Genomic DNA, 22,328 nt, shown 5'->3' with positions numbered 1-22,328 from the left:
AAAAAACGTCCAATCCCGACTGGACCTTTCCCCGCGCTGGCCAATACTCAAGTGACTGGCCGCGTCGACCCCCGCGGCGCGGGCCAGGGAGGCGGTTCTCTGTCTTGGCGATCCGCTGGTCCGGCCCGGGTATCCCAGGATACCCGGGCCATTTTTTTGCCTAGAGGGCAGCGCGGGGAAACAGCCGGCGGAAGTTGGCGGTGGTCTGCTCGGCAAGGGTTGCCAAGCTCACCCCTCGCACGTCGGCCAGGCATTGGGCGACCTCCACCACGAATTGCGGCAGATTGGCCTTGCCGCGGTGAGGTACCGGGGCCAGATAGGGCGAATCGGTTTCCACCAGCAGGCGATCGGCCGGCACCTGGCGCGCGACGTCGCGCAGCTCGGCGGCATTGCGAAAGGTCAGGATGCCGGAAAAGGAGATGTAGAAGCCCAGGTCCAGAGCGGCCTTGGCCGTTGCCCAGTCCTCGGTGAAGCAGTGCAGCACCCCGGCGCCCGGCAAGTCGGCGGCGCCCAGCATCGCCAGGGTGTCGGCGCGCGCTTCCCGGGTATGGATCACCAGGGGCAGCGCCGTGCGGCGGGCTGCTTCGAGGTGCAGGGCGAAGGACTGCTGCTGGATCTCGGCGGTGTCGGGCTGGTAGTGATAGTCGAGGCCGGTCTCGCCGATGGCGGCGACGCGCGGATGGGCCAGCCGCTCCAGCAGCCAGTCGAGATCGATGGCGCTGCCCTGGGCGGCATCCAGCGGGTGAATGCCCACCGCGCAGTGGACATCGGCATAGCGTTCGGCCAGGGCCTGCACCGTGGGCGCGTTGCCGGCATCGACGCCGATGCAGAGGAACTGGCTGACGCCCCGAGCGCGCGCAGCATCCAGCGCTGCATCCAGGGAGCCGTCATGAAGGGAAAGATCGAGTCGATCCAGGTGACAGTGGGAGTCGACGAAGTGCACGAGAAATAGCCTTGAATCAGGAGAGGCCCCGCCCCGAGCGGGACGGCGACAGTCTCACATGGTATGGGTGGGACGGTCCGACTTCAGCGAGCCGGCCAGATAGGTTTCGATCTTGTTGCGCGCGGTATTGTCGCCTTCGTTGAACTGCACGCCGACTCCGGCGGCTTTATTGCCCTGGGCGCCCTTAGGGGTGATCCAAACCACCTTGCCGGCAACCGGAATCTTGTCCGGCTCGTCCATCAGGTTGAGCAGCATGAAGACCTCGTCGCCGAGCTTGTAGGTCTTGCCCGTGGGAATGAACAGGCCACCGTTGCGGATGAAGGGCATGTAGGCGGCATAGAGCACCGACTTGTCCTTGATGGTGAGGGACAGGATGCCATTACGGGGGCCCAGGTTCTGCGGCAAACTCATGAGATTCTCTCGAGACAGGCAAGACGAACGCGCGGATCGCTAGCGTCCTGGCACCAGGCCGGCCCAGCGGATCAACAGCGATTCCAGCAACAATACGCGGTTGAGGTTGGCTTTGCCCAGCACCTTCTGCCGCTCGGCATGCAGCCATTCCTGCAGGGCCAGCACCTCGTGCGGCACGCTCTTCTCAGCCAGGTAACCCAGCACCTTGGCCATGTCCGGCGCGGCTTCGGCATCGGCGCCGCCCCACTGCTGACGCAGCACGCCATGGGTCCATTCGCAGAACCAGTCGAGCAGCAGCGGCAGGGGTACGGCGTTCCAGCTCTCGGCCAGTTGACTGGGTGCTGCCTGGCGCTTGAGCAGGCGCTTCACCCCTTCCACCACCAGGGCCCGGCGGGCGAGCACGTCCTCGCCGTGCAGGCGCAGGGCCGCCAGCGGCGAGCCGCCGGCCAGCACCAGCAACTGGATGCGGATCTCCGCCTCGAGGTCCGGCAGACGCTCGCCCAGCCAGGCGAGACTTTCGCCCCGCGAGGGCACCGGACAGGCCTGCTGCACGCAGCGGCTGCGCACGGTGGGCAGCAGGCGACTCGGCTGGTGACTCACCAGCAGCAGCACCGTTGCGCCCGAGGGCTCCTCCAGACTCTTGAGCAGGGCGTTGGCGGCATTGAGGTTCATCGCCTCGACCGGCTCCAGCAGGATCAGCTTGCGCCCGCCCAGCTGGGCGGTCTGGGAGACGAAGTCCACCAGGCCGCGGATCTGATCGACACGGATGGGCTTCTCGGCCTCTTCCGGCTGGATCACGCAGTAATCGGGATGGGTCCCGGCCCTGAGCAGGGAACAGGCCTTGCATTGGCCGCAGGCGGCATCGCCCTGGGGCGCCTGGCAGAGCAGCAACGCGGCCAGGCGCTCGGCCAGGTCGCGCTTGCCGATGCCGCGGGAACCATGCAGCAGATACGCATGAGCATGCTGCCGCCGGGACGAGATCCGCGCCCAGAGCGCCTGCTGCCAGGGATAGACGTCAGCCACCTGACGTCGGCTCCAGGGTAGCGACCAGGGCGCGCAGCTCCGCCTGTACCTCGGCCAGGCTACGCGAGGCATCGATCAGGCGATAACGCGCCGGCACGGCCTGGGCGCGGTCCAGATAGGTCTGGCGCACCGCTTCGAAAAAGGCGCGCTGCTCCTGTTCGAATCTGTCCAGGGCACCACGGCGGGCCGCCCGGGCCAGGCCGATCTCCACCGGCAGATCGAATACCAGAGTCAGGTCGGGTTGCAGATCGCCCAGCACGAAGGCTTCCAGCGTGGCGATGCGCTCCACGGGGACACCGCGACCGCCGCCCTGGTAGGCATAGGTCGCATCGACGAAGCGATCGCAGAGTACCAGGGCACCCCGCGCCAGGGCGGGCCGGACGACCTGGGCCAGATGCTGGGCACGGGCGGCGAACATCAGCAGCAGTTCGGTATCCACGGCCATGGGCTCGGCGGCCGGCGCCAGCAGGATCTCGCGGATCCGCTCGGCCAGCGGCGTGCCACCCGGCTCGCGGGTCAGCACCACTTCACGCCCACTGGCGCCGAGAAGTTCGGCGAGATAGTCGCGGTTGGTGCTCTTGCCCGCGCCCTCGGGGCCTTCGAGGGTGATGAACAGGCCGTTTGCCGTCATGGGGTTTCCTTGGTTTCGGGCGTCTGCGGAGCGGGACTGGAGCGATAGTCGGAGCGCCGCTTGAGCTGGAAGTCGCGGACCGCCTGATTGTGCGCCTCCAGGTCCTTGGAAAAGACATGGCTGCCATCGCCACGGGCGACGAAATACAGGCTGTCGCCATCCTTGGGATGCAGCGCCGCATGGATGGCTTCGCGTCCCGGCATGGCGATCGGCGTCGGCGGCAATCCCGCGTTGAGATAGGTGTTGTAGGGCGAGGGCTCGCGCAGATCGGCGCGGGTGATCCGGCCGTTGTAGCGCTCGCCCATGCCGTAGATCACCGTGGGATCGGTCTGCAGCAGCATGCCGGCCGCCAGGCGCCGGACGAAGACGCCGGCGATCTCGTCGCGCTCCTCGGGCACGCCGGTCTCCTTCTCTACCAGCGACGCCATGATCAGGGCCTGGTAGGCGTCCTTGTAGGGCACTGCGGGATCGCGCGCCTGCCATTCCTGGTCGAGCACCGCCTGCAGGCGCTGATTGGCCTGGCGCAACAGATCCGACTCGCGCTGGCCCTTCACATAGCGATAGGTATCGGGAAAGAAGCGCCCCTCGGGATGCTGGCCCTCCAGCCCCAGGCGTTTCATCAGGGCGGCATCGTCCAGCTCGGCGGTATCGTGTTCGAGCTTGGGCTGCCGCGCCAGGGCAGCGCGCACCTGCCGGAAATTCCAGCCTTCCACCAGGGTGAGGCCGTACTGCACCACCTCGCCCTTGCGCCAGAGGCCGAACAGCTGCTCCACGGTCATGCCTGGGGTCAGGCGGTATTCACCGCTATGCAGCGTCTGCCCGGCCAGATTGAAGCGCCAGTACAGGCGTAGCCAGAAGGCGCCGTCGAGCACCCCCTGCTCTTCCAGGCGCAGCAGACTGCCGCCTGGGGTCGCCCCCTTGGGGATCTCGATCAGTTGCTCGCCGTCGACCTTCAGCGGCTGAATCAGCGCCTGGTGCTGGCGCCAACCGGCCAGGACCAGCAGCAGGCCGCCAGTGGCCAGCAGCGCCGTAAGCAGAGCTCTCGCCTTGCGCATCGGCTATTCCAGAATCTCGTTTATCGAACCTTGCAGTTTACGGGTCACCGGTCCCACGGACCAGTTCGCGGCTGCGTACCGGCGCACGGGCCAGATACCATATTGGCTGTTGCAGAGGAAAACTTCGTCGGCACCGAGCAGGTCATCCCGCGACAGCGATAGCACCTCGGTCGGGATGCCCTCCGCGGCGGCGATGTCGAGCAGCAGGCCACGCATCACGCCGGCCACGCCACAATCATCGAGCGCGGGGGTCAGCAGCCGCCCCGCGCGAACCAGGAACAGATTGCTGAATACCCCTTCGATCGGCCTGCCGTCCTGAGCCAGCATCAGGCCTTCGGCATACTCGGTGCTACTCCACTCCCCACGCGCCAGCACCTGTTCGAGTCGATTCAGGTGCTTGAGTCCGGCCAGCAGCGGCTGGTGCGCCAGGCGTGTGGTGCATGGATAGAGGGCGATGCCCTCGGTGGCATGGACTGCCGGATAGGCCGGTGCCGGGGAGCCCAGCAACAGCCGTCGCACCTCGGGCTCGGCCGGCGGGGCATAACCGCGCAGGCCATCACCACGGGTGAGCAGCAGCTTGGCGACGCCCTCTCCCAGCAGCGTCGCATAGGCGCGGATCTCGGCGTCCAGCTGCGCGATGTCGCCGGGAATACGCAGCCGCTGGCAACCCGTGGCCAGCCGCTGCAGGTGACGGTCCAACAGACGTGGCTGGCCCCGGCGTACCGCGATGGTCTCGAACAGCCCATCGCCATAGGCCAGACCCCGGTCGCGTTGCAGGCCGGGATCCAGCGGTTGGCCATTGAGCCAGTCCTGGATCAAGCGTCGAAGCGCCGGAACACCAGACTACCGTTGGTGCCACCAAAGCCGAACGAATTGGACAGGGCCACTTCGATGGGCCGCTGCCGCGCCTCGTGGGGCACGAAGTCCAGATCGCAGCCGTCGCTGGGATGGTCCAGGTTGATGGTGGGCGGCGCCACCTGATCGCGCAGGGCGAGTACCGTGAAGATGGCCTCCACCGCACCGGCAGCACCCAGCAGGTGACCGGTCATGGACTTGGTGGAACTCACGCTCAGACGCTTGGCCTGCTCACCGAACACCTGCTTCAAGGCAGCCACCTCAGCCAGGTCGCCGGCTGGCGTGGAGGTGCCATGGGCGTTGACGTAGTCGACCGCTTCCGGCGCGATGCCGGCGTCCTTGAGGGTCGCTCTCATGCAGCGCGCGGCACCCGCGCCGTCTTCCGGCGGTGCGGTCATGTGGAAGGCGTCCGCGCTCATGCCGAAACCAATCAGCTCGGCATAGATGCGGGCGCCCCGCGCCTTGGCGTGCTCGTACTCTTCCAGCACCAGGGCGCCGGCGCCATCGGACAGCACGAAGCCATCACGGTCGCGATCCCAGGGCCGGCTGGCGCGGGTCGGATCGTCGTTGCGGGTCGACAGGGCACGCGCCGCGCCGAAGCCACCCAGCCCCAGACCCGAGGTCGCCATCTCCGAACCACCGGCGACCATGACATCGGCCTCGTCGTAGGCGATGTTGCGCGCCGCCATGCCGATGCAATGCGTCGCCGTGGTGCAGGCGGTGGCGATGGCATAGTTGGGACCCTGCAGACCCAGATGGATCGACAGGAAACCGGACACCATGTTGATGATGGAGCCCGGGACGAAAAAGGGGGAAATACGGCGTGGACCCTGGGCGAGCAGCGACTGGCAATTCGCCTCGATATTGGTCAGTCCGCCGATGCCGGAACCCATGGCGACACCCATGCGCTCGCGATTGCCATCGTTGACCTCGATACTGCTGTCACGCATGGCCTGGAAGCTGGCAGCGAGACCGTATTGGATGAACAGATCCAGCTTGCGGGCTTCCTTCGCGGACAGGTACTGCTCCACGTCGAATCCCTTGACCGATCCGCCGATCCGCGTGCTGAAGGCAGAGACGTCCATATGCTCGATCGGCGCGATACCGCTGCGACCGGCCAGGATGCCTTCCCAGCTGCTCGCCACATCGGCGCCAAGCGGCGATACCATGCCCATACCCGTGATCACGACACGTCTACGCGACACACCCAACTCCTCTTGTCCTTCCGGGGCGGCCACCCCTCTTAAAAAAAGCCGATTCCAGCGATCTTGACCTTGGACCTAAAGAAAAGCCGCACGCCCTACAGGACGTGCGGCTTCTTGTGTCCGAAACTGGCGACTACTTATTGCTGGTGAGCAACGATGTAGTCGATAGCTTCCTGGACGGTGGTGATCTTCTCAGCCTGCTCGTCCGGGATTTCGGTCTCGAATTCCTCTTCCAGAGCCATCACCAGTTCGACGGTGTCAAGGGAGTCGGCGCCCAGATCCTCGACGAAGGAAGCGCTGTTGGTAACTTCCTCTTCCTTCACGCCGAGCTGCTCAGCGACGATCTTCTTAACGCGTTCTTCGATGGTGCTCATACCGTGTTCTCACTCCTAAAGGAAAAATCCGCACAACGGATTGCGCGTAAGTGTATAGAAAGGGATTTCCGTATTTCAAGCTGACGCGACATCAAGACGTATGCACGGCCATTGCTGGTCCGACAGTTTACCAGCTTAGCGCAATAGCCGCGCGGGGGTAACGCCGGTCAGCTCATGTACATTCCGCCGTTCACGGGGATCGTGGCGCCGGTCACATAGGCCGCGCCCTCGCCGGCCAGGAAGCCGACCACCTTGGCGATCTCGTCGGCCTGGCCGAGGCGGCCGGCCGGGATCTGGGTCAGCAGCGCGGTGCGCTGGGCTTCCGGCAGTTCACGGGTCATGTCGGTGTCGATGAAGCCAGGCGCAACGGCGTTGACGGTGATGTTGCGCGAACCCACCTCGCGAGCCAGCGCCCGGGTGAAGCCCTCGAGACCGGCCTTGGCGGCGGCGTAGTTGGCTTGGCCGGCATTGCCCATGGCTCCCACCACCGAGCCGATGCTGACGATGCGACCCCAGCGCCCCTTGGTCATGCCCTTGAGCACAGCCTTGGACAGGCGGAACAGGCTGTTGAGGTTGGTATCGATCACGTCGAACCACTCGTCGTCCTTCATCCGCAGCATCAGGTTGTCGCGGGTGATGCCGGCGTTGTTGACCAGGATCGACGGGGCGCCGAATTGTGCCTGGACCTGCTCGAGGGCAGCCGCGACGGAGGCGTTGTCGGAGACGTTGAGCACCAGACCGGTGCCTTCGATACCGTTGGCCTTGAGCGACTCGGCGATGCGCTGGGCGCCCGCCTCACTGGTCGCGGTGCCGATCACAGTGGCGCCCAGGCGGCCCAGTTCCAGGGCGATGGCTTGACCGATACCACGGGTGGCGCCCGTGACCAGGGCGACCTTACCTTGCAGACTCATCTCGTTTCCTCGATTCAAAAAGCCGCGCGCGCGGCGGCGAAGGCGTCGGGGGTGTCCAGGGCCAGCGTTTCCACGCCCTTGACGCATCTCTTGTTCAGACCGGCCAGCACCTTGCCGGGGCCGCACTCCACCAGGTGGGTGACGCCCTGGGCAGCCAGGTACTGCACGGATTCGACCCAGCGCACCGGACTGTAGAGCTGGGCCAGCAGATCCTGCTGGAGGCTGTCCAGGTCGGTGTTGACGCCGGCATTGACGTTTTGCACCACCGGAATCTCCGGCTGGCTCCAGGTGCAGCCGCGTACGTCCTCGGCGAACCGCTCGGCCGCCGGGCGCATCAGCTCGCAGTGGGACGGCACGCTGACCGGCAGGGCCACGGCGCGCTTGGCACCCAGCGCCTTGCAAGCCTCGATGGCGCGCGCTACCGCGGCGGCGGCACCGGCGATCACCACCTGACCCGGGGCATTGAAATTGACGGCGCTCACGACCTCGCCCTGGGCGGCTTCGGCACAGGCGGCCAGCACCTGGGCATCTTCCAGACCCAGGATGGCGGCCATGCCACCCTGCCCGGCCGGCACGGCCTGCTGCATCAGCTCACCGCGACGCGCCACCAGGCGTACCGCCTCGGCGAACGGCAGGCTGCCCGCGGCAACCAGCGCCGAGTACTCGCCCAGGCTGTGACCGGCGACATAGGCCGGCTTGGTGCCGCCTTCGGCCAGCCACAGACGCCACAACGCGATGGAGGCGGTCAGGATGGCGGGCTGGGTACGGTCGGTCTGGTTGAGCGACTCCTGGGGGCCCTGCTGGGTCAGCGCCCAGAGGTCGTAGCCGAGGACGGCGGAGGCTTCGGCGAAGGTTTCGCCGATCAGCGCATGGTGCGTGGCCAACTCACCCAGCATGCCCAGGGCCTGGGAACCCTGACCGGGAAAGACGAAAGCGAGAGAGGCGGACATAGGCAGGTCTCTTGTAGGTCCATTGCTGGCGAAACCGCGATTCCGCCACTGACAGACTGAGATGTCGGTGTCGACCGGTCGGTCACACCGCTTTCAGAGCCGCCAAGTTTAACCGGATACGGCCAGGCAGATCAGTCTCCACGTCGCGCAGAGCGCGCTCGATGGCCTGAACGAGACCGACTTCGCCTGCCGCGCCATGGCTCTTCACCACCACCGCGTTCAAGCCGAGAAAGCTCGCGCCATTGTGCAGCTCCGGATTCCAATGACGGAAACGGCGGGCCAGCCAGGGTTGCAGCAACCGACGTTCGAGCCAGGAGGCCGTGCCACTGCGCTCGACCAACAGGCGCAGCAGCGCCTCGCCGGACTTGAGCACGGCGTTGCCGGTGAAGCCATCGCAGACCACCACGTCGGCTGCGGCGGCATAGAGATCGCTGCCTTCGACGAAGCCGATGAAATCGAAGGCCTGACTCTGAGCGAGGCGCCGGGCGGCGTCCTGGATCACTGGCGTGCCCTTGCCCGGTTCGCGCCCGACGTTCAGTAGCGCGACCCTTGGCCGCACCAGACCCCGCGCCTGGGCCGCCCCCGCGCCCAGATAGGCGAACTGCACCAGCTGTTCGGCCGAGGTGTCGAGGTTGGCGCCGAGATCCAGCAGCAGCGTCTGATGCCTGTCCCGCCCGGGCAGCGCCGATACCATGGCGGGTCGATCGATGTCCGGCAGCGTCCCGAGCAGCTGTCGCGCGAGCGCCATCCAGGCCCCGGTATTGCCGGCACTCAGGCAGCCCTGGGCACGCCCCTGCTGGACCGCTTCGAGGGCGGCATGCATGGAGGTCCGGGTGCGACTTCGTACCACAGCAGCGGGTCGCTCATCGGGCCCGACGAGGGCATCGACGTATTCGAACTGCAGGCGGTTGGCGAGGGAGGCAGGCGGTGACCAGGCCGACAGGGCGTCGCGCTGACCACAGAGGAGAAGCTGTAAGGCGGGGAAACGCTCGAGAGCGTCGAGTGCAGCAGGAACAATGCAGCGGGGACCGAAGTCCCCGCCCATTGCATCGATCGCGATGACGATTTCGATCGAGGATTACTCGTCGGAACCCTTGTCGATCACTTTGCGACCGCGGTAGAAACCGTCGGGCGACACGTGGTGGCGCAGGTGAACTTCACCGGTGCTCTTTTCCACGGACAGAGCGTTCGCTTCGAGGGCGTCGTGCGAACGACGCATGTCGCGAGCGGAACGGGATTTTTTGTTCTGCTGAACAGCCATGATTTAACTCCTAAACGTTTGGGTCACGCTTCAACTGCGCAAGTACACTGAACGGGTTGGGTCGCTTTTCCTCGTCCGCCGGCTCTTCGGGCGCCTCGAAACCTTCCGGATGTTGGCAAGCACCTTCCGGATGCACAGGGATGATCGGCAGAGCGAGCAACAGCTCTTCTTCGATCAGGCTATGCAGATCCAGGGGTTCTTCACCAACCTCCAGGGCATCGTAACCCTGTGGCAAGGCATCGGCCGACTTCCCTTCCCAGAGCACGGCGAAATCGAATTCGCTGCTAATGGGAAGCACTGCCGGCTCCAGACAACGCTGGCAAATCATCTCGACCGCGGTATCCAGGACACCATGGATGACGAATTGCTTTTGTTGATCACGCCCGAAGTCGAGGACGACGGCTACCGCGCCTTCGGACTTCACGAGCTGCTCGCCGACACGCCGCATGTTCGCGAGAGGCAGCTCACCCTTGAGGGTTACGCCGCGATCCGCCAATTTGCGAGGATCGACCTGAGGTGGAATTGGCCCATTCAACATAAGCGCGCCATTATAGGGACGGCCTTACGGCTGTCAAAGGAAATTAACCCCGAAGCGATTCCGACCGACCTCTGGTCGACCGCGCCCGAGAACAAACCGATGCCTCTCATTCTACTCGCTTCCAGCTCACCTTACCGCCGCCAATTGCTGGAAAGGTTGCACCTGCCCTTCGCCCACCAGTCGCCGGACATCGACGAGACGCCGCTACCCGGCGAAAGCCCCCGGGCGCTGGTGGAGCGACTGGCGCGGGCCAAGGCTGCCGCCCTGGCCGACCAGCCCGCGCCCACGCTCATCATCGGCTCGGATCAGACAACCGCCATTGATGGCGAGATTCTCGGCAAGCCCTTGACGCATGAACGGGCCCACCAGCAACTGGCCCGCGCCAGTGGCCAGACGCTGGTATTCCATACCGGACTCGCCCTGCTGGACAGTCGCACCGGCGAGTGCCGTAGCGAGGTGGTGGATTTCCAGGTGCGCTTTCGCCCGCTCGACGCGGCGACGATCGACCGCTACCTGTTGGCGGAACAGCCCTATGACTGCGCCGGCAGCTTCAAGGCCGAGGGCCTCGGCATCGCGCTCTTCGACGCCATGCAGGGAGAGGATCCGACCAGTCTGATCGGCCTCCCCCTCATTCGGCTCGCCGCGCTGCTGCGCGAGGCAGGACTGCAGGTCCCCTGAGACCTGCTGGACGCTGCCCTAGCGCAGCGTCGGACCCTGCCAGCCCATATAGAGGGCCAGACGCTCGGCGACGCTGGCGCCCAGGCGCTTGGCGAAGCGATCAAAGGGCGAATCTTCCTGGGTATAGTCCACCAGCCGCTCTTGCTTGATCACATCCCGCGCCACGTAGCTGGCACTGCCCAGGCCATCGATCAGTCCCAGGGTCAGGGCTTGCTCGCCGGACCAGACCAATCCGGAGAACAACTCGGGATGACCCTCGACCTTGAGCCGGTCGCCACGCCCTTTCTTGACGCTGTCGATGAACTGCTGATGGGTGGTATCCAGCACCTGCTGCCAGAAGCGGGTTTCCTCGGGCTTCTGCGGCTGGAAGGGATCGAGGAAAGCCTTGTGCTCGCCAGAGGTGTAGACGCGCCGCTCCACACCCAGCTTTTCCATGGTGCCGACGAAGCCGAAGGAAGCCGCGGTCACGCCGATGGAGCCGACCAGGCTGGCCTTGTCGGCATAGATGGCATCGGCCGCACTGGCCACATAGTAGGCGCCCGAGGCACCCAGGTCGGTGATCACCGCGTACAGCTTGATGTCCGGATGCAGGCCGCGCAGGCGCTTGATCTCGTCATAGATGTAGCCGGATTGCACCGGACTGCCGCCTGGGCTGTTGATGCGCAGTACCACGCCACGGGTGTTGCTGTCGTCGAAGGCCTTGCGCAGGGCCGTAACTACATTGTCGGCACTGGCCTTCTCGTCGTCGGCGATCACGCCCTTGAGCTCGATGAGCGCGGTATGGGCACCGGACTCGGTCACCCCACCCTTCTTGCCCAACGACAGCAGCGGCGTGAACAGCACCAGCATGACGATCAGGTAGGCGAAGGTCAGCAGCTTGAAAAAGATGCCCCAGCGCCGCGCCCGCCGCTGCTCGCGCACACTGGCGAGCATGGTCTTCTCGATCAGGGCCCAGGTCTTGTCGTCCGCCGGACGCGCACGCCCATTGTCTTCCTTCCACTCGTCAGCCATGCCCTACCTCACTCCTGCCCACAACGTTGTCACCCAGCCACAGCGCCAGGTCCGCGAAAGCTTCGATCACCAGGCGCGGTCCGAAATCCCTCAGCACCTCGGCCGGCTGGGCACCATAGGCGACCCCGACCGCAGCGACCCCGGCACGCCGGGCCATTTCCAGGTCGAACACCGCATCTCCCACCAGCAGGGCACGCTCCGGGGCGACACCGCAATGGGCGAGGATCTCCTGCACCATCTGCGGATCGGGCTTGCCAGCTGTCTCGTCGGCGCAACGGGTGATATCGAAGAACTCGCTCAGGCCATGCTGCTGCAGCGAGCGGGCCAGCCCACGCCGGCTCTTTCCGGTCGCCACGGCCAGTTGGTAACCCTGGGCGCGAAAGCGCTGCAGCCCACTCATCACCTCCGGAAACAGCGGCGATGCCTCCTGCTCGCGGCGGACGAACTCGGCGCTGTAGGCATCGCGAAAGCCCTCGATCTGCGCCGGAGTCACCAGCTGCGGATAGAGGGTCTGGATGGCCGCGACCAGCTCCAGGCCGATGATGCCCTTGATGGCCACGTCGCTACGCGGCGGCAGCCCCAGCTGTTCGGCCGCCACGTGCATCACCTCGACGATCCGGCCGATGGAATCTGCCAGGGTGCCGTCCCAGTCGAAGATCAGCAGCTGGTAGTCAGGCATCCAGCCGCTCCAGCGTCTGGCTCCAGGTGCCGTCGACCGGCGCTTCCAGGCGCAGCTCACCACCTTCGGGCAAGGGGATCACCAGACTCGCCGAGTGCAGGAACAGCCGCTTGCCGCCCAGCTCGCGAATCTCCTGGGAGAAGTCTTCATCACCGTATTTGGGATCACCGGCGATGGCGTGCCCGGCGTGACGGGCATGGACGCGGATCTGATGGGTACGACCGGTCACCGGCCGCGCCTCGACCAGGGTGGCGAATTCCCCATAGCGCCGCAGCACGCGGAATTCGGTGAGCGCTTCCTTGCCTTCGTCGTTGACCTCGACCATGCGCTCGCCGGATCTGAGGGTGTTCTTCAGCAGCGGCGCATTGATTTTCTTCTTGGCCGCCGGCCAATGGCCGCGCACCAGGGCGTGATAGCGCTTGTCGACGCCATCGCCACGCAAGGCCTCGTGCAGGAAACGCAGCATGCTGCGTTTCTTGGCGATCATCAGCAGGCCCGAGGTATCCCGGTCGAGGCGATGGACCAGCTCGATGTCGCGGGCCTCGGGACGCAGCTGGCGAAAGACCTCGATGACCCCGCCGGTCAGGCCACTGCCGCCGTGTACGGCGATCCCGGCCGGCTTGTTGATGACGATGAGGGCCTTGTCCTCGTGGACGATGGACTCTTCCAGCCGCTCGAGCAGCCCCTTGGCCAGGGGTGCCGGCTCGCCGGGCTCGGACAGCCGCAGCGGCGGTACGCGAATCTGGTCGCCGGCCTGTAGACGATAGTCGGGCTTGATGCGCCCCTTGTTCACCCGCACTTCGCCCTTGCGCAGGATGCGATAGATGAGGGTCTTGGGCGCGCCCTTGAGTTGGGTACGCAGGAAGTTGTCGATACGCTGGCCGGCATAGTCGGCGGGCACATCGAGCAGTTGAACGCCGGTGCTGGGAGAAGGAGGCTTAGTCATCGGCAGATGATAGCAATTTTCCCTTATTTGAAGCACTTAAAGCTTGCTGCTATAGTCCGGAGGCGGTTATCAGTCCTGTCTGGATGGCACCGCTCGCGAGGCCGTCGATTCCGCCCGCGAATAATAGGCTGCAAATGCAATAGTCACTGGACGTCTGGCCGTCCAGCAGACCGCCGACTCTGCCCAAGGGGGTGAGTGGCGAGCTGCGATCCGCCTGGTAACCAAGGCAGCGGCACCCAGGGTGCCAGCTGTAAAACGACAACCGCTCCGGACCTTGCGGGCGGCACCAGATTCCTGAAGATTGTGTGCAGGATGGAGATGCACAACCAGCGTATCGCGTAGCCTGACAGTACGCCTGCAGCCCGCTTCGCGCCCAGCTTCGGCCAAGGTGACGATCGCAGGTGGAAGCCTCAAGGCCAACGGCCGATGCTCCAACCGCGACACCTGACACGAATCCCGCGACGACCCGGCTGCCCGAGCCTTTCGGCTGTCACGCCCGCACCATGCCTGGTTGATTCCTCCTTCTGCGGAGCTGCAAAGGCAGTCGCTCAAGCGCCTGCAGGAGACGTAGTCGCGGCACGCCCCCGGGCCTGCTGCTGGACACGAAGACCGGAGCTACTCCGGTTTCGATACGACCCCGTGCACCCTTCTCCTGAATCCTGTTGCCACCACGCGGGCCGAGAGCCTGGAACGTAGTGGTATTACATGAAGAGAATGCTCATCAACGCGACCCAGCCCGAGGAATTGCGGGTTGCCTTGGTCGACGGTCAACGCCTGTTCGATCTGGACATCGAGTCCGGAGCCCGCGAACAGAAAAAGGCCAACATCTACAAAGGCCGCATCACCCGCATCGAACCCAGCCTGGAAGCCGCCTTCGTCGACTTCGGGGCCGATCGCCACGGCTTCCTGCCGCTGAAGGAAATCTCCCGGGAATACTTCAAGAAGAACCCGGAAGGCCGCGTCAACATCAAGGAAGTGCTCTCCGAAGGCCAGGAAGTAGTCGTCCAGGTCGAAAAGGAAGAGCGCGGCAACAAGGGCGCCGCCCTGACCACCTTCATCAGCCTTGCCGGTCGCTACCTGGTGCTGATGCCCAACAATCCCCGCGCGGGCGGCATCTCCCGTCGCATCGAGGGTGAAGAGCGCAACGAACTGCGCGAAGCCCTGAACGGCCTGAACGCTCCGGGCGACATGGGCCTGATCGTGCGCACCGCAGGCCTGGGCCGCAGCACCGAAGAGCTGCAGTGGGACCTCGATTACCTGCTGCAACTCTGGTCCGCCATCAACGAAGCCTCGGGCGAGCGCAAGGGTCCCTTCCTGATCTATCAGGAAAGCAACGTCATCATTCGCGCCATCCGCGACTACCTGCGCCAGGACATCGGCGAGGTCCTGGTCGACAGCGTCGAAGCCCAGGAAGAGGCCCTGAGCTTCATCCGCCAGGTGATGCCGCAGTACGCCAGCAAGATCAAGCTGTACCAGGACAGCGTCCCGCTGTTCAATCGCTTCCAGATCGAAAGCCAGATCGAGACCGCCTTCCAGCGCGAAGTGAAGCTGCCGTCGGGTGGCTCCATCGTCATCGACCCCACCGAAGCCCTGGTGTCCATCGACATCAACTCGGCGCGCGCCACCAAGGGTGGCGACATCGAAGAAACCGCCCTGCAGACCAACCTGGAAGCGGCTGAGGAAATCGCCCGCCAGCTGCGCCTGCGCGACATCGGCGGCCTGATCGTCATCGACTTCATCGACATGACCCCGGTCAAGAACCAGCGCGCCGTGGAAGATCGTGTCCGCGAAGCCCTGGAAGCCGACCGCGCCCGCGTGCAGATCGGTCGCATCTCGCGCTTCGGCCTGCTGGAAATGTCCCGTCAGCGCCTGCGCCCTTCCCTGCGGGAAACCAGCGGCATCGTCTGCCCCCGTTGCAACGGCCAGGGCATCATCCGCGATGTGGAATCCCTGTCGCTGGCCATCCTGCGCCTGATCGAGGAAGAAGCCCTCAAGGATCGCACCGCCGAGGTCCGTGCCCACGTACCCATCCAGGTCGCGTCCTTCCTGCTCAACGAGAAGCGCAACAGCATCACCAAGATCGAGTTGCGTACCCGCGTGCGCATCATCATCCTGCCGGACGATCACATCGAGACCCCGCACTTCGAAGTGCAGCGTCTGCGTGACGACAATCCCGAGCTGCTGAACAGCCAGTCCAGCTACGAGATGGCCAATACCGAAGCCGAAGAGGTGCAACCGGTCAGCTCCACCCGCACCCTGGTGCGCCAGGAAGCGGCGGTGAAGGTCGCGCCCGAGCGCGCGCCGGCCCCTACTCCGGTCACCGCCGAAGTGGTGGCGCCCGCCGCCCCCGCAGCCAAGGCCACTGCCGAGCCGAACCTGTTCAAGGGCCTGGTGAAGTCCCTGGTCAGCCTGTTCGCCGGCAAGACCGAAGAGCAGCCGATGGCCGATAAGGCCGTTGCCGCGCCGGTCGCCGCCAAGAGCAGCGACGAGCAGCGCAGCCAGGACGAGCGCCGCAACGGTCGCCAGCAGAATCGCCGCCGCGAAGGCCGTCGTGACGACGAGCGCAAGCCGCGTGAAGAGCGTCAGCCCCGCGCCGACCGTGGCGAGCGTAGCGAGCGCCCGGCCCGCGAAGAGCGCAAGCCGCGTGAAGAGCGTCAGCCCCGCGAAGAGCGTCAGGCCCGTGAAGATCGTCCGGCTCGCGAGGAGCGTCAGCCCCGTGAAGAGCGCGCCAACCGCGAAGAGCGTCAACCGCGTGAAGAACGCCAGCCCCGCGAGGAGCGTCAGCCGCGCGAAGAGCGTCAGCCCCGTGAGGAGCGCGCCAATCGCGAAGAGCGCCAGCCGCGTGAAGAGCGTCAGTCCCGCGAAGAGCGCCAACCTCGTGAGGAGCGTCAGCCGCGCGAAGAGCGCGTGAGTGCCGAAGAGCGTCCGGCTCGCGAAGAGCGCAAGCCGCGTGAAGAGCGTCAACCGCGCGAAGAACGCAAGGTGCGCGAAGAGCGTCAGGAAGCGGCCAGTGCCGAAGAGCTGAACGAAGAAGAGGTACTGGACGGCAACGAGGAGCTGGAAGAAGGCGAAGAGCGTCCGCGTCGCCGTTCCCGCGGTCAGCGTCGTCGCAGCAACCGTCGCGAGCGTCAGCGTGATGCCAACGGCAACTTCATCGAAGACGAAGAGCAGAGTACTGCAGCCACCGATGCCCCTGTCGCGCCGGCCGCGGTCGCCCTGGGTACCGCCGTCGTGGTCAGCGAAAGCGTGACCGCCATTGCTACCCAGGAAGAGGTTCGTGACGTTCGCCAGCAGGAACCGACATTCGCTGCCGACACCACTCCTGCCGCCGCCGAAGCGACTCAGGAAGCTGCGCTGGAGCAGCCTGCCGCCGACGCCCCTGCCCAGCCGGAGATCCTCACCCCCCAGGTGAGCCAGCTGCAGGACGAGCGTGCACCGCATCAGGAAGTGGAAATCGCCGCACCGGTCGCCGAGCAGGTCGCTCCGGTAACTGCAACCGCGCCCATCCCCACAGCACCGGTCGAGACCGACGCGGCAGAATCGGCTGCAGGTCGCGCCTCCAATGATCCGCGCGAGCGTCGTCGCCGTGAGCGCCTGGCCCGTGAAGCTGAGGCTGCCCGTGCCAAGCAGGCCGAGCAGGCCGAGCAGGCCGAGCAGGCCGAGCAGGATGCGCAAGCCCCTGCCCTGGGCGCCATCGCGGAAACCGAGGAAACCTTCGCTACCGCAGCGGTAGGGACCGTAGAGCCGCAGCAGGCACCCGAGGCTCAGCCCGTCCAGGCCGCCGAAGAGCTGCCCGCCGCTGAAGCCGAGTCCGCGCCAATCGTGGTGGAAGAGCCCGTCGAAGTCGTGCCTAGCCCTGCCCAGGAAGAAGCGGCCAACGTCGCCCTGACCGGTGAGCACGATAGCTCCGCCGAAGCCCCCAAGGCCGACACGGTGCAGGCAGATGAAGCCGCTCAGGCCGAGATCGACCGCAAGCGTAACGAGTCGCGGGAAAACCACACCCGCTGATTCTGGCGGTAGATGAAAAAGGGCGCCTTGGCGCCCTTTTTCATGCCCGGAATTCAAGGAGGTGCCAGGGCCTGCGGTAGCTGGTAAGCCCCACCCACGCCGCCCGGATACATCCCCACGGGTTGGCGCTGAGCGTAGCAAAGCCCAATGCTAGCAGGGATGCATTGCCTGTTGGGCTTCGACGATAGAGCCGTATCAGCCCAACCTACGTTGCCTGGGTAACCCCCCGTAGGTTGGCGCTGAGCGTAGCAAAGCCCAATGCCAGCAGGGATGCATTGCTTGCTTGCTGGGCTTCGACGATAGAGCCGTCTCAGCCCAACCTACGTTGCCCAGGCATACTCCCGTAGGTTGGCGCTGAGCGTAGCGAAGCCCAACGCCTCAAGGTACGGTCGCTGCCGGACTTCGGCGGTGGAGCTGCCTCAGCCCAACCTACGACATCCCTGCTGGAAAAATGCCGGGCATAAAAAAACCCAGCCGCTTGGCTGGGTTTTTCGAGCGTATCCCGAAGGATTAACGCTTGGAGTACTGCGGACGCTTACGCGCTTTGCGCAGACCGACTTTCTTACGCTCGACTTCACGGGCGTCACGAGTGACGTAACCGGCTTTGCGCAGGGAGCTGCGGTAGCCTTCGTCATACTCGATCAGAGCGCGGGTGATGCCGTGACGGATAGCACCGGCCTGACCGCTCACACCACCGCCAGCGACGGTAACGTAGATGTCGAACTTCTCCAGGGTCTCGGTCAGCTCGAGGGGCTGACGCACGACCATGCGCGCGGTTTCGCGGCCGAAGAAGGTGTCCAGAGCGCGATCGTTGATGGAGATCTTGCCAGTGCCCGGACGGAGGAAGACACGAGCGGTGGCAGTCTTACGACGGCCGGTACCGTAATTTTGAGTTGCCGACATGTTGTACTATCCCGATTAAAACTTGAGTTCTTGGGGCTGCTGAGCGGTGTGCGGATGGTTCGCACCCTTGTACACCTTGAGCTTGCGATACATGTCGCGGCCCAGCGGGTTCTTCGGCAGCATACCCTTGACGGCGGTCTCGATGACGCGCTCGGGAGCACGGGCGATCAGCTTTTCGAAGTTGATCGACTTGATGCCACCCGGGAAACCGGAGTGATGGTAGTACATCTTGTCGGTAGTCTTGGCACCGGTCACACGAACCTGCTCGGCGTTGATGACGACGATGTAGTCGCCGGTGTCAACGTGAGGAGTGTATTCGGGCTTGTGCTTGCCACGCAGGCGAGTGGCGATTTCAGTAGCCAGACGACCCAGAGTCTGGCCAGCAGCGTCGACGACGTACCAGTCGCGCTTAACGGTTTCCGGTTTTGCGGTGAAAGTTTTCATTCTCTATGGCCTCAGAGGCCGCCCTGGTAAAAAGACGGCAAATTCTACACAACAGTGCAACCCCAGACAAGTCAGGGGCAGCCGGAAACAGACGCTCTTCGGGGGCTCGGGTCGGCGTCCGCTACGGCGATCTCGGCAGGCTTAGGCATCCCCCGCCAAGAAAGCTGCGGCATGATACCCGCTCAGGGTAAAAAAGCAAGCAGAGAATCAGAAGGAAAAGAGCGCCTGGGTAGCCGCCGAGCCCTGACGGCGTGAGGCCAGGTGGTCTGCCAGCCGTGTGGGTTCCGGCAGGCGGTGGCGTCTGACGCAGGCCATGACCAGCGCGGGCGCGGTGGCCAGACTGACCCGGTGGCCGGGCGAGACGATCAGCGGCTTGACCCGATCCTTGCTGCGCAGCACCGTACCTATCACCCCACCCTCGCGATTCAGCAAGTCGACCTGGCTGCCGCGCGTCTCGGCGAGTTCGCCGTGGTGGCCAGTGAGGATTTTCTTGGCCACGCCAATCGTCGGCAGACCGGTGACCACGCCCAGATGGGCGGCAATACCCAATCGGCGTGGATGGGCGATGCCGTGGCCATCGCAGAACACCAGCTCGGGGGTCTCTGGCAATTCCGCCAAGGCCTGGAGCAACGCCGGCAGTTCGCGAAAGGACAGCAAGCCTGGCACATAGGGCATCACGGTGGGGATGCGGGCGACGGCATGGGCCAGCGGCTGCAAGGTCTCGGCATCCAGCAGAACGGCGACCGCGCGGGTGATCTCGCCGCCCTCCTCGAAGCCTACATCGACACCGGCATAACGCCGCGGCGAGCCGAAGTCGTCGTGCAACAGGACCTGCTTGGCCAGTTGCTTTTGCAGGATGCGCGCCTGGGTAGGCGAGCCATCCCAATCGGCGAAGGGGTCAGAATTCACACGTACCTCCCGAAAACCTGGGTCAAAGGATTGATCCTTCAACCCAGCCAGGGTTCAGGGCTTGTGCGGTCGAGCGAGGTACTCGTGGGACTGCATTTCCAGCAGACGGCTGAGGGTGCGCTGGAATTCGAACTCCAGGCGGCCACCCGAATAGAGGTCCTTGAGTTCGACCTCGGCGGACAGGATCAGCTTGACCTGGCGATCGTAGAATTCGTCGACCAGGTTGATGAAGCGCCGCGCCATGTCGTCCTTGAGCGCATCCATCTGCTCGACGTTGCTGACCAGCACCGTCTGGAAGATCTTGCCCAGCTCGATGTAGTCGTTCTGGCTGCGCGGACCGTCGCAGAGGGCGCGGAAATCGAACCAGGCGACGTCTTCGCAGGTGCGGCGGGCGCGAATCTCGCGATTCTCGATCATCAGCGGCACGTCTTCGCAGAGGTCGTTGCACTCGACGGTGAGCGAACGGAAGCTCTTGGCCATCGCGGCCTCGACCTCCTCACTCAGCGGATAGTGAAAGAGCTGGGCCTGCTCCAGGGCGCGCAGGCGATAGTCCACGCCGCTGTCGACGTTGACGATCTCGGTGTGCTCCTTGAGCAAGGCGATGGCCGGCAGGAAGCGCGCGCGCTGCAGACCGTCCTTGTAGAGGCCGTCGGGGACGATGTTCGAGGTGGCGACCAGACTCACGCCGTTCTTGAACAGCTCTTCGAGCAGCGTCGCCAGGATCATGGCATCGGTGATGTCGGAGACGAAGAATTCGTCGAAGCAGATCACCCGCGCCTCGTCGGCGAAGCGCCGGGCGATGATGGTCAGGGGATTCTTCTCGCCCTTGAGGGTGCGCAACTCTTCATGCACGCGCTTCATGAAGCGATGGAAGTGAGTGCGCATCTTCTGCTTGAACGGCAGGGCGTCATAAAAGGTATCGACCAGATAGGTCTTGCCGCGCCCTACCCCACCCCAGAAATACAGCCCCTTGACCGGCGTGACCGTCTTGCGCCCGAGCAGCTTGCCGAACAGGCCGCCCTTGGCCGCGGGCTCGGCGAGCAATTCATCATAGAGGCGCTGCAGATGGCGGACGGCCTCTTCCTGGGCAGCATCGTAGAAAAACTCCGGGCGCTTGAGGTCGGCCTGGTAACGCTCGAGGGGGGTCATGGCGGCTTCTGGTCGGGTGGGAAAAAAGGGTGGTCACTGTAATGGCGGTCCCTGGCGTTGACAACGCCGGGGACCGCGGGTGCCCTTTAGGCTTCGGCCAATTGCGCCAGGGCGGCGCGGGTGCGCTCGACAAGGGCGTCACGGGTGGCGGGGGAATCGCTGGCGACGCCTTCGGCCACCACCTGATCGTCCAGCAGCAGCTGGAAGCCATTGCCGTCTCCCGCCACGACACTGGCCGGCGTCGCGACCAGCTGCTTGCTGGTGATGCCGGCGGTCTTGGCTTCGGCGAAGGGGATCGACAGCGCCAGTTCGGTGCCGTCGGTGTCGAGCAGGCGGAAACGGAAGCTATCGCCTTCACGGAAGCTGACGAAGCGGGCGGTCTTGTTGGTCTTCTTCTTGGTGCTGCCGACGGCGACCTGGGTCTTGAGCGAGCGCAGGCCCACGGCTTCGCGCAGTTCGCCGAGGAAGGGCGTGGCATCGCGGCGGGCCTTGGCGGCGCCGGCCAGCAGGATGTCTTCCAGATCGTCGGGACGGGCGATCAGCGCCGCATAGCGCTCGCGGGCCTCGCCCAGCTCGGCGTCAAGCAGCTCGAACAGCTGGCCCTTGGCTTCGCCCCAGGCCAGGCCGTCCTGCAGGGCCGCGCGGAAGGCCGCGCTCTGCTCGGGGGTGGCAAAGGCCTGGTAGAGGGTGAAGAGATGGGCGCTGTCGGGGTCCTTGGGCTCGCCGGGCAGGCGCGAGTCGGTGACGATGCGGGCGATGGCGTCCTTGAGCTGCTTGGCGCTGCCGAACAGCGGGATGGTGTTGTCGTAGCTCTTCGACATCTTGCGGCCATCGAGACCGGGCAAGGTGGAGACGCTTTCCTCGATCACCGCCTCGGGCAGCGCGAAGTAGTCGCGCCCGTTGCCGAACAGGTGGTTGAAGCGCTGACCGATGTCGCGAGCCATCTCCACGTGCTGGATCTGGTCGCGCCCGACCGGCACGCGCCGGGCGTTGAACATGAGGATGTCCGCGGCCATCAGCACCGGATAGCTGTAGAGCCCCATGGTGACCCCGGCATCGGGATCCTCGCCCTGCTCCAGGTTGCGGTCGACCGCGGCCTTGTAGGCATGGGCGCGATTGAGCAGGCCCTTACCGGCGACGCAGGTGAGCAGCCAGGTCAGTTCGGGGATCTCGGGGATGTCGGACTGGCGATAGAAGGTCACCCGCTGCGGATCCAGGCCGCTGGCCAGCCAGGTGGCGGCGATCTCCAGGCGCGAACGCTGGATGCGCGCCGGGTCGTCGCACTTGATCAGGGCATGGTAGTCGGCGAGGAAATAGAAGGAGTCGGCATCGTCGGCCAGGCTGGCGCGGATGGCGGGACGGATGGCCCCGGCATAGTTGCCCAGGTGCGGGGTACCGGTGGTGGTGATGCCAGTGAGGATGCGAGTGGTCATGGAGGCGCTGG

At 65.2% G+C, this 22,328-nt stretch carries 23 protein-coding genes; 2 read left to right on the top strand and 21 right to left on the bottom strand.

Annotated elements, in window-relative coordinates:
• Positions 1-160 precede the first annotated feature (160 nt).
• The 13 genes from AX284_RS04660 to AX284_RS11690 form a co-directional block, all read right to left on the bottom strand.
• Positions 161-943 carry a TatD family hydrolase gene (locus AX284_RS04660; protein WP_017641887.1) on the bottom strand — a complete coding sequence of 261 codons (783 nt, stop codon included), beginning with the start codon at positions 941-943 and terminating at the stop codon, positions 161-163.
• 54 nt (positions 944-997) lie between these two features.
• A complete protein-coding gene (locus AX284_RS04655) occupies positions 998-1,354 on the bottom strand; it encodes a PilZ domain-containing protein (RefSeq protein ID WP_064307436.1) in 357 nt (118 codons plus the stop codon).
• Between the two features lie 39 nt (positions 1,355-1,393).
• Positions 1,394-2,377 carry a DNA polymerase III subunit delta' gene (locus tag AX284_RS04650; RefSeq protein WP_068383806.1) on the bottom strand — a complete coding sequence of 328 codons (984 nt, stop codon included), beginning with the start codon at positions 2,375-2,377 and terminating at the stop codon, positions 1,394-1,396.
• Complete coding sequence (gene tmk, locus AX284_RS04645) at positions 2,370-3,008, bottom strand: dTMP kinase (RefSeq protein ID WP_017641884.1); 639 nt, start codon at positions 3,006-3,008, stop codon at positions 2,370-2,372. The genes AX284_RS04650 and tmk overlap by 8 nt, the downstream gene beginning before the upstream one ends.
• Positions 3,005-4,063 (bottom strand): endolytic transglycosylase MltG, encoded by a 1,059-nt coding sequence (gene mltG / locus AX284_RS04640; protein ID WP_064307435.1) that lies wholly within the window; start codon positions 4,061-4,063, stop codon positions 3,005-3,007. Before mltG ends, tmk begins: the two co-directional genes overlap by 4 nt.
• 3 nt (positions 4,064-4,066) lie before the next feature.
• Positions 4,067-4,879: an aminodeoxychorismate lyase gene (gene pabC, locus AX284_RS04635; RefSeq protein ID WP_177329647.1), complete on the bottom strand. Its 813-nt coding sequence runs from the start codon at positions 4,877-4,879 to the stop codon at positions 4,067-4,069.
• Entirely contained in the window at positions 4,879-6,123 is a 1,245-nt protein-coding gene (gene fabF / locus AX284_RS04630; protein WP_068383802.1) for a beta-ketoacyl-ACP synthase II, read from the bottom strand. The genes pabC and fabF overlap by 1 nt, the downstream gene beginning before the upstream one ends.
• Before the next feature lie 137 nt (positions 6,124-6,260).
• Positions 6,261-6,497 carry an acyl carrier protein gene (gene acpP, locus AX284_RS04625; protein WP_007160597.1) on the bottom strand — a complete coding sequence of 79 codons (237 nt, stop codon included), beginning with the start codon at positions 6,495-6,497 and terminating at the stop codon, positions 6,261-6,263.
• A gap of 167 nt (positions 6,498-6,664) precedes the next feature.
• Positions 6,665-7,408 carry a 3-oxoacyl-ACP reductase FabG gene (fabG, locus tag AX284_RS04620; protein WP_017641880.1) on the bottom strand — a complete coding sequence of 248 codons (744 nt, stop codon included), beginning with the start codon at positions 7,406-7,408 and terminating at the stop codon, positions 6,665-6,667.
• Positions 7,409-7,422: 14 nt separating this feature from the next.
• On the bottom strand, positions 7,423-8,358 hold the full coding sequence (fabD, locus tag AX284_RS04615; protein WP_017641879.1) for an ACP S-malonyltransferase: 936 nt from the start codon (positions 8,356-8,358) through the stop codon (positions 7,423-7,425).
• A gap of 82 nt (positions 8,359-8,440) precedes the next feature.
• Complete coding sequence (gene plsX, locus AX284_RS04610; RefSeq protein ID WP_346342868.1) at positions 8,441-9,430, bottom strand: phosphate acyltransferase PlsX; 990 nt, start codon at positions 9,428-9,430, stop codon at positions 8,441-8,443.
• Between the two features lie 6 nt (positions 9,431-9,436).
• Positions 9,437-9,619, bottom strand: coding sequence for a 50S ribosomal protein L32 (gene rpmF / locus AX284_RS04605; protein ID WP_007160601.1), 183 nt, complete (start codon positions 9,617-9,619; stop codon positions 9,437-9,439).
• A 10-nt stretch (positions 9,620-9,629) separates the two neighbouring features.
• The gene (locus AX284_RS11690; RefSeq protein ID WP_081594602.1) at positions 9,630-10,157 is read right to left on the bottom strand and encodes a YceD family protein; all 528 of its coding nucleotides are present in this window, start codon (positions 10,155-10,157) and stop codon (positions 9,630-9,632) included.
• A 99-nt stretch (positions 10,158-10,256) separates the two neighbouring features.
• Between AX284_RS11690 and AX284_RS04600 the strand changes: the two genes are divergently transcribed.
• Complete coding sequence (locus tag AX284_RS04600; RefSeq protein ID WP_068383877.1) at positions 10,257-10,835, top strand: Maf family protein; 579 nt, start codon at positions 10,257-10,259, stop codon at positions 10,833-10,835.
• Between the two features lie 18 nt (positions 10,836-10,853).
• Here the strand turns inward: AX284_RS04600 and sppA are convergent, their stop codons facing one another.
• From sppA to rluC, 3 genes are read right to left on the bottom strand one after another with little or no spacing between them, the layout of a single operon-like run.
• Positions 10,854-11,846: a signal peptide peptidase SppA gene (sppA, locus tag AX284_RS04595; RefSeq protein ID WP_068383800.1), complete on the bottom strand. Its 993-nt coding sequence runs from the start codon at positions 11,844-11,846 to the stop codon at positions 10,854-10,856.
• Positions 11,839-12,525, bottom strand: coding sequence for an HAD-IIIA family hydrolase (locus tag AX284_RS04590; RefSeq protein ID WP_068383798.1), 687 nt, complete (start codon positions 12,523-12,525; stop codon positions 11,839-11,841). Before AX284_RS04590 ends, sppA begins: the two co-directional genes overlap by 8 nt.
• Positions 12,518-13,471, bottom strand: a complete 954-nt coding sequence (gene rluC, locus AX284_RS04585; RefSeq protein ID WP_017641874.1) for a 23S rRNA pseudouridine(955/2504/2580) synthase RluC — start codon at positions 13,469-13,471, stop codon at positions 12,518-12,520. The genes AX284_RS04590 and rluC overlap by 8 nt, the downstream gene beginning before the upstream one ends.
• A 705-nt stretch (positions 13,472-14,176) precedes the next feature.
• Here rluC and rne point away from each other — a divergent pair.
• Positions 14,177-17,479 carry a ribonuclease E gene (rne, locus tag AX284_RS04580; RefSeq protein WP_082731509.1) on the top strand — a complete coding sequence of 1,101 codons (3,303 nt, stop codon included), beginning with the start codon at positions 14,177-14,179 and terminating at the stop codon, positions 17,477-17,479.
• 510 nt (positions 17,480-17,989) lie between these two features.
• On the opposite strand, the gene rpsI is transcribed toward rne, so the two are convergent.
• The 5 genes from rpsI to AX284_RS04555 form a co-directional block, all read right to left on the bottom strand.
• Positions 17,990-18,382 carry a 30S ribosomal protein S9 gene (gene rpsI / locus AX284_RS04575; protein WP_017640910.1) on the bottom strand — a complete coding sequence of 131 codons (393 nt, stop codon included), beginning with the start codon at positions 18,380-18,382 and terminating at the stop codon, positions 17,990-17,992.
• 15 nt (positions 18,383-18,397) lie between these two features.
• Positions 18,398-18,826 carry a 50S ribosomal protein L13 gene (gene rplM, locus AX284_RS04570; protein ID WP_007160609.1) on the bottom strand — a complete coding sequence of 143 codons (429 nt, stop codon included), beginning with the start codon at positions 18,824-18,826 and terminating at the stop codon, positions 18,398-18,400.
• Positions 18,827-19,033: 207 nt separating this feature from the next.
• Positions 19,034-19,735 carry a deoxyribonuclease V gene (gene nfi, locus AX284_RS04565; RefSeq protein ID WP_017640911.1) on the bottom strand — a complete coding sequence of 234 codons (702 nt, stop codon included), beginning with the start codon at positions 19,733-19,735 and terminating at the stop codon, positions 19,034-19,036.
• Between the two features lie 54 nt (positions 19,736-19,789).
• Positions 19,790-20,884 (bottom strand): cell division protein ZapE, encoded by a 1,095-nt coding sequence (gene zapE / locus AX284_RS04560; RefSeq protein ID WP_017640912.1) that lies wholly within the window; start codon positions 20,882-20,884, stop codon positions 19,790-19,792.
• Positions 20,885-20,970: 86 nt separating this feature from the next.
• On the bottom strand, positions 20,971-22,317 hold the full coding sequence (locus AX284_RS04555; RefSeq protein ID WP_068383794.1) for a tryptophan--tRNA ligase: 1,347 nt from the start codon (positions 22,315-22,317) through the stop codon (positions 20,971-20,973).
• Between the last annotated feature and the right edge of the window lie 11 nt (positions 22,318-22,328).

The sequence above is a fragment of the Pseudomonas sp. HUK17 genome (assembly GCF_001566765.1).
This window is presented reverse-complemented; position numbering and strand designations above follow the sequence as displayed.